The 6,486-nt window shown below is 35.3% G+C and carries 9 protein-coding genes and 1 riboswitch; of the genes, 7 read left to right on the top strand and 2 right to left on the bottom strand.

Features of this window, described 5'->3' with window-relative positions:
* Positions 1-123: 123 nt before the first annotated feature.
* Positions 124-168, top strand: a riboswitch (PreQ1 riboswitch).
* Between the two features lie 6 nt (positions 169-174).
* The 3 genes from CN326_RS18215 (at position 175) to CN326_RS18205 (ending at position 1,856) form a co-directional block, all read left to right on the top strand.
* A complete protein-coding gene (locus tag CN326_RS18215) occupies positions 175-660 on the top strand; it encodes a QueT transporter family protein (protein WP_098310390.1) in 486 nt (161 codons plus the stop codon).
* A 347-nt stretch (positions 661-1,007) separates the two neighbouring features.
* Entirely contained in the window at positions 1,008-1,667 is a 660-nt protein-coding gene (locus CN326_RS18210) for a ribonuclease H family protein (protein ID WP_098310389.1), read from the top strand.
* A gap of 12 nt (positions 1,668-1,679) precedes the next feature.
* The gene (locus tag CN326_RS18205) at positions 1,680-1,856 is read left to right on the top strand and encodes a zinc-finger domain-containing protein (protein ID WP_098310388.1); all 177 of its coding nucleotides are present in this window, start codon (positions 1,680-1,682) and stop codon (positions 1,854-1,856) included.
* A 226-nt stretch (positions 1,857-2,082) separates the two neighbouring features.
* Here CN326_RS18205 and CN326_RS18200 read toward each other — a convergent pair whose 3' ends face one another.
* Complete coding sequence (locus CN326_RS18200; RefSeq protein WP_098310387.1) at positions 2,083-2,331, bottom strand: DUF2564 family protein; 249 nt, start codon at positions 2,329-2,331, stop codon at positions 2,083-2,085.
* A 115-nt stretch (positions 2,332-2,446) separates the two neighbouring features.
* The gene (gene cspD / locus CN326_RS18195; protein WP_098310386.1) at positions 2,447-2,644 is read right to left on the bottom strand and encodes a cold-shock protein CspD; all 198 of its coding nucleotides are present in this window, start codon (positions 2,642-2,644) and stop codon (positions 2,447-2,449) included.
* Positions 2,645-3,376: 732 nt separating this feature from the next.
* On the opposite strand from cspD, the gene CN326_RS18190 reads away from it, so the two are divergent.
* From CN326_RS18190 to CN326_RS18175, 4 genes are all read left to right on the top strand, one after another.
* Positions 3,377-3,685: a cytoplasmic protein gene (locus CN326_RS18190; protein WP_098310385.1), complete on the top strand. Its 309-nt coding sequence runs from the start codon at positions 3,377-3,379 to the stop codon at positions 3,683-3,685.
* A 62-nt stretch (positions 3,686-3,747) separates the two neighbouring features.
* Positions 3,748-4,368 (top strand): sterol desaturase family protein, encoded by a 621-nt coding sequence (locus tag CN326_RS18185; RefSeq protein ID WP_098310384.1) that lies wholly within the window; start codon positions 3,748-3,750, stop codon positions 4,366-4,368.
* Between the two features lie 202 nt (positions 4,369-4,570).
* On the top strand, positions 4,571-4,909 hold the full coding sequence (locus tag CN326_RS18180) for a DUF485 domain-containing protein (protein WP_098310383.1): 339 nt from the start codon (positions 4,571-4,573) through the stop codon (positions 4,907-4,909).
* A 3-nt stretch (positions 4,910-4,912) separates the two neighbouring features.
* The gene (locus CN326_RS18175) at positions 4,913-6,463 is read left to right on the top strand and encodes a solute symporter family protein (RefSeq protein WP_098310382.1); all 1,551 of its coding nucleotides are present in this window, start codon (positions 4,913-4,915) and stop codon (positions 6,461-6,463) included.
* Positions 6,464-6,486 lie beyond the last annotated feature (23 nt).

Genomic DNA, 6,486 nt, shown 5'->3' with positions numbered 1-6,486 from the left:
ACCCCCACTGATTAAAGTTTTACTTTATGACTATCCCTTTGTAATTCAGATCATTTGATACATCTTCTGCCATATTGACTTGAATTCAAATTATAAATATAATGTAATTTTGTTCATTTATATATTCACGTGGTTCGTAACCATCCCACGTAAAAAAACTAAGGAGATCATACAATGAAAATTAAGACACTTGTTGGTAACGGGATTTTAGCAGCTTTATATATTGCCGTTTCCATGCTTATTCAGCCTTTTGGTTTTACGAATATTCAATTTCGTATTTCGGAAATGTTCAACCATCTTGTTGTGTTCAATAAAAAGTATATTTATGGGATTGTGTTAGGCGTATTTTTAACAAACCTCTTTTTCTCACCAATGATTGCATATGATCTTGTATTTGGGGTGGGGCAATCTATTATTGCCTTACTTTGTACAATTGTTTCTATGCGTTTTATAAAAGGGATATGGGCGCGTATGATTTTTAATATTGTTGTCTTTACGGTTACAATGTTCCTTATTGCGATTGAACTACATCTTGCATTCGACTTACCATTTTTGTTTACATGGCTAACATGTGCAATTGGTGAATTTGTTGTAATGGCTATTGGAGCACCTGTTATGTATTTTATTAATAAACGAGTGCAGTTTGAAAAATTTGTGTAAGATGGATAAGAGAGTTGTTCACTTAATAGTGACAACTCTTATTTCTTTTCCTCAATTTATATTTGCAGGAGTTTCATTTTATCCCGCTATTTTGGGGCAGTAAGACCCTCATCTCAAGACTCAGAGAGAAGCGAAGAAGATAGGTGGGGGATAACTGCTGGCATGCGCCCGATTGGTTCAACTAACCATCAGCGGGGGATGAAAAAAACCACTGATGGAAGTTTCACTTTATCGTGCGGAGATGTGATGTATTCGGAATAGAATACTGTGCTCATAGACAAAATATTATAAAATGAACATGTAATATTTGGTAGTGTATTGATTTTGTATGTAAAAGGGGGAGCAAAATGAAATATAAAATAACTTGGTTATATCGAACAAAACATGGTTTAGAGACCAAACTTGAAACAGATTACCTTCGTTTAGAAGACACGATGCAGTTTGCAGTAGACTTTGAAAAAACAGGGAGAGCGAAAGAACTGTTGTTTTATGATGAAATGGGGACGGAGTGGACGTTAAAAGAAGTTAAGAAATTGAGTAAACAAGTTGAAGAAGAGCCGCAAGATCTCTTATTGTATTTCGATGGAGGGTACGATATTGAGAAGAAAGAAGCGGGCGTGGGAGTGAGTATTTATTATAAGAAGCAGGGAAAAACGTATCGAATTCGTCGCAATGCTTACATAGAAGGAATTGATGATAATAATGAAGCGGAATATGCTGCGTTATTATACGGAATGAATGTGCTAGAAGAGCTAGGAGTTAAGTATGAATCCGTTATACTTCACGGTGATTCTCAAGTGGTGCTCCAGCAATTAGCAGGTGAATGGCCATGTTATGAGGAACATTTAATCCATTATTTAGATCAAGTCGAACAAAAAGCAAAACAGATGAGAATAAAATTGATATGTGAACCTGTTTCTAGAAAACAGAATAAAGAAGCTCATCAATTGGCAACGCAAGCACTTGAAGGAACGGATATTGATAGTCATAAAGAAATAACAGAGTAGGGGTGTGAAGGAGTGGATCGTAAGCAGCTCATTACGGAAGTGAATGATTTATTAGAAACATATTGCGATGGCTGCTTTTTACAGCAGCATTTTCGAAAAGAACATAGTAAATATTATGCCCACTCCTTTTGCATTCGGCAATGCACAATAGGAGCAAAGCTAAAGGAGTATGGAAACCGATTATCTTGAACGATTCCCTATTTACTTTGTTGAGATAGGGAATTTTATACGATTATATGTAGAAAGCTTACAGTAGTTTTTATCCTGCTATTTTGGGGCAGTAAGACCCCCACCTCAAGATTTAGAGAGAAACGAGGAAGATAGGTGGGGGATGAAAAAACACTGATGGAAGTTTCACTTTATAGTTCGTTACGTACATAAATAGAAACATCCAGAGAATCCCCCTGGATGTTTTTTAATGCTTTGCTTCTTGTAATTGATGCTCGCATTTCTCTAATTTTTCTTCTTGATCTAATAAAAATGGTGTATCTAAATCTGTTGCTACTTCTTTCATTGTTTCCAGCTGAAGGCGAGCTGATTCAACCGCATTTGTAGCATGCTGCAATGATTCAGGATCCATTGTGACCGTCGCGGAGCCAACCATTTTTTGAGCAGTTTCTACGCGGAATTTTACTTCTTCAAAATCGTTTACAGGTAAACCCATTGTTTTCTCCTCCTTTATTTTCTCATTTCACATAGTTTTCGCTCTGAGAAAAAGAAATATACAGAGGAATAAACAAAGGAGGTTACCGATGGATAACCTCCTGTCATATGTTGAATTAAAGTTTTACTACGTTAGCAGCTTGAGGTCCGCGGTTTCCTTCAACGATTTCGAAAGAAACTTCATGACCTTCTTCTAGAGATTTGTAGCCTTCTCCTTGAATTGCACTGAAGTGTACGAATACATCGTCTGCACCCTCAACTTCGATAAATCCAAAACCTTTTTCGCTGTTAAACCATTTTACTTTACCTTGCATGTTATGATGCCTCCTAAATATGATTACTTTCTCATTTAGTGAATAATACAGAAAACATTCACAAATTCATAAAATTGAATTGTTATATTCTTGAATATTCTGCTAAATAATAACTTAAATATACATGAAATAGGAGATTTTAGTCAAGTAAGCGGTTTTATCTTTTTGTATTTTTAAATAATTTTTTACACTAGCTTTATAAATCATGTATAGGACAAATGCTAATTTTAATAACTTTAAATAAAGGTTGTACATAAAGAGGTGAGAGAATGCATCGGTCTTGTACCCGTAAAAGCCTGATTGGTTAACCATCAGTGAGGGATGAGAAAAGGACGATATACCAACTTGGATATTTACAGTAATTGAAAGCTCTTCTAATGTTGTATTAAATCTAGCGTTACTTTGCAATTTTGGGTTATCTTTATGTTTATATACACATATTATACAAGCATTCATATGCTATATAGGACTTCTTATTGTTTTATCCTGGATTTTCAAGTGTAAAACAAGGAATTTTACAATAAAATATGGAATATAAACAGGAAGAGGCAGGAGAATTTCTTTCAGAAATACATTAAATATTGCTTTTTCTGTTCATTTTGAAAGAACATTGCTTCTACACAAAGCATTCGGGTATATTACAGGGGAGCAAGGATTATATTAGTCGTTTGTTACATTCATTTTGTGTATACAGCTTTACAATTGTTCATATAAATTGAAGGGGAGATTTTTATGTATCGAACCATAGTAAATGAAAAAGAAATTATTATTACATTAGCGCCGAAAATTCGAAAGGAAGTAACAGACAGAAATCCATTATACGAGGCTGTTCTTCAAACTGCTGAACGATTACTTCAAACAAAACAACCGACATTTGCTGTAAATCATGAAATATTAGGGCTAATTATTGGAGAAGTACAAAGAGGAGAAGTAACAGTTTTTGCAGTGGAACATATTATTCCGAAACAGAATATATTTGGCTCAAGTAATTTTTTCTATCCAAATGGAGAAGCAAGTAAGTTTATAATGGGAATAGAATAGAGAGAAAAGAAAGCGGTCATAACAATACGTTACGGCCGCTTTCTAAGGAGAGGGATATAGGGATGAAGCGAGTTATAAAAGAGTATTTCTTTCAGCATGATATTGTCATTATGATTGGAATTTTAATTGCTTTTATCGTTTTTTTGAACATGCAATTGTTTACATGGATTGCGGCTATTGCAGTCATTGCGGGTATTATCTTTTATACAATTAATGAATATGTAACACATCGTTTTTTATTTCATTTAAAACCGCCGAAGAATCCATTTTTATTAAAAATGTTAAAACGTCTTCATTATGATCATCACGTATATCCGAATGATTTAAAGTTATTATTTTTACCCGTGTGGTATAGTCTTCCTGGATTTACGATATATTTATGCATTGTATACGGTATTACTTCTAGCGTCACGGTGACATTATCATTTGGAATTGGAATGATCTTCATGCTTTTAGTATATGAATGGAAACATTACATTGCTCATCGGCCAATGCGCCCAATGACTCCATATGGAAGATGGCTAAAGAAGCAGCATATACTCCATCATTATAAAAATGAGAACTACTGGTTTGGAGTATCGAATCTGTTTTACGATTTTTTGTTCAAGACATATAAAGAAGGAAAAGATGTCGAAACGAGTGAAACAGCTCGTAATTTGGAAGGTGAGAAAGCAGTGCAATAAGCACTGTTTTTTTATTGCAATACATGTTTCGTTGAAAATGGAAAAATATGACGTAATTTGTCTATCGAAAAATCTTTGCTTATAAAAATAGATTGTCTACAATGGGATTAAGTTTCTGAATATTTATAAAATTTAGTAATTAATACATTCATGGGAGGGGATTTTCTATTATTCGTATTGAAAAGAAAGGGGACGATATGAAGTGAAACAAGAAACGTCTGCTCGTAAATTAAATAGCGAAATCAATTACACAGAAGTAGTACGATCTGCTGAATTTCAAAATTTGTTACAAGCAAAGAAAAAATTTATTGTACCGATGAGCATTTTCTTTTTTAGTTTTTTTATTGCCTTGCCTATTTTAACATCGTATTCAAAAGTGCTTAATACACCAGCGGTTGGTGATATTACATGGGCATGGGTGTTTGCACTTGCTCAGTTCGTTATGACGTGGGCCCTGTGTATGATCTATAGTAAAAAAGCAGAATCATTTGATCGGTTATCGAATCAGATTCTTGAAAACATAGATAAAGAGAGGGGATAAATATTGAATACAACAGCTTTTACATTGTTTTTAGTAATTGTTCTTGGAACGCTCGTCATTACGTACTATGCATCGAAAAAAACAAAAAATGCAAGCGATTTTTATACAGCAGGCGGTGGATTAACAGGGTGGCAAAATGGTTTGGCGATTGCGGGTGATTATATGTCTGCTGCTTCTTTTCTTGGAATTGCTGGAGCAATAGCATTAACAGGTTTTGATGGGTTCTTTTATAGTATTGGTTTTCTTGTTGCATATTTAGTTGTATTATATCTTGTTGCAGAGCCGCTTCGAAATCTTGGAAAATTTACGTTAGCAGATATGATTGCAGCACGTTTTGATGCAAGAAAAGTACGCGGGGTAGCGGCGCTTAATACGATGACAATTTCGATTTTTTATATGATTGCACAGTTAGTTGGGGCAGGAGCACTTATTAAATTATTATTAGGAATTGAATATACAACGGCTGTATTGATTGTTGGGACATTGATGACTGTATATGTTATTTTTGGCGGAATGACAGCAACGAGCTGGGTTCAAATCGTTAAAGCAGTATTATTAATGGCAGGTACATTTATTATTTCTGTTATCGTGTTTGCGAAGTTTAATTTTAGTATTACAGAAATGTTTTCACAAATGAAGACAGCAACACCGCTGAAAGAAGCATTTTTAAATCCTGGTGTAAAGTATAAAGTTGGTTTAGATACTATTTCTTTAAATCTAGGGCTTGTTCTTGGTACTGCAGGATTGCCGCATATTCTCGTTCGTTTCTTTACGGTGCGTGATGCCAAAACAGCTCGTCAATCTGTTGTATATGCAACGTGGTTAATCGGAGCTTTTTATATTATGACAATCTTCTTAGGGTTTGGAGCAGCAGCATTTGTTGGGAATAGCGCGATTGTAAAAGCGAATGCTGCTGGAAATATGGCAGCGCCAATGTTAGCAAAAGCGTTAGGTGGAAATCTTTTGTTTGCTTTCGTTTCGGCAGTAGCATTTGCGACAATTTTAGCTGTAGTAGCAGGACTTGTTTTAACAGCCGCATCAGCGTTTGCTCATGATTTCTATAATGAAATTTTACGCCGCGGAAAAGCGACGGAAAAAGAACAAGTGAAAATGGCGCGCTATGCTTCAGTTGGAGTTGCAGTATTTTCTATTATTTTAGCGTTATTTGCGCAAACATTAAATGTAGCGTTCCTTGTATCGCTTGCGTTTGCTGTTGCGGCGAGTGCAAATTTACCAGTTATTTTATTCACGATATATTGGAAGCGTTTTAATACGACCGGTGCAATTTGTGGTATGCTTGTTGGCTTAACTTCTGCTATTGTCCTCGTTGCGCTGAGTCCGAATGTATGGAATCCGGTGGCTGGAAAAGCAATTTTTGTTGGGGAGCCGTTATTTCCATATACAACACCAGGCATAATCTCCATTCCACTTGGATTTCTAGCTGCCTATTTAGGGACGATTTTATCTAGTAAGAAAGAAGATGCCGCGAAATTTGATGAAATATTAGTAAAGTCGAATACAGGACATGGCATTAGTGACGTATCGGCGCATTAAGAAACAGAGTGCTTTCTGGCTAA

Origin of the sequence: Bacillus sp. AFS018417, from assembly GCF_002560985.1 — a bacterium.
GTDB classification, from domain to species: Bacteria; Bacillota; Bacilli; order Bacillales; family Bacillaceae_G; genus Bacillus_A; species Bacillus_A rhizoplanae.
This window is presented reverse-complemented; position numbering and strand designations above follow the sequence as displayed.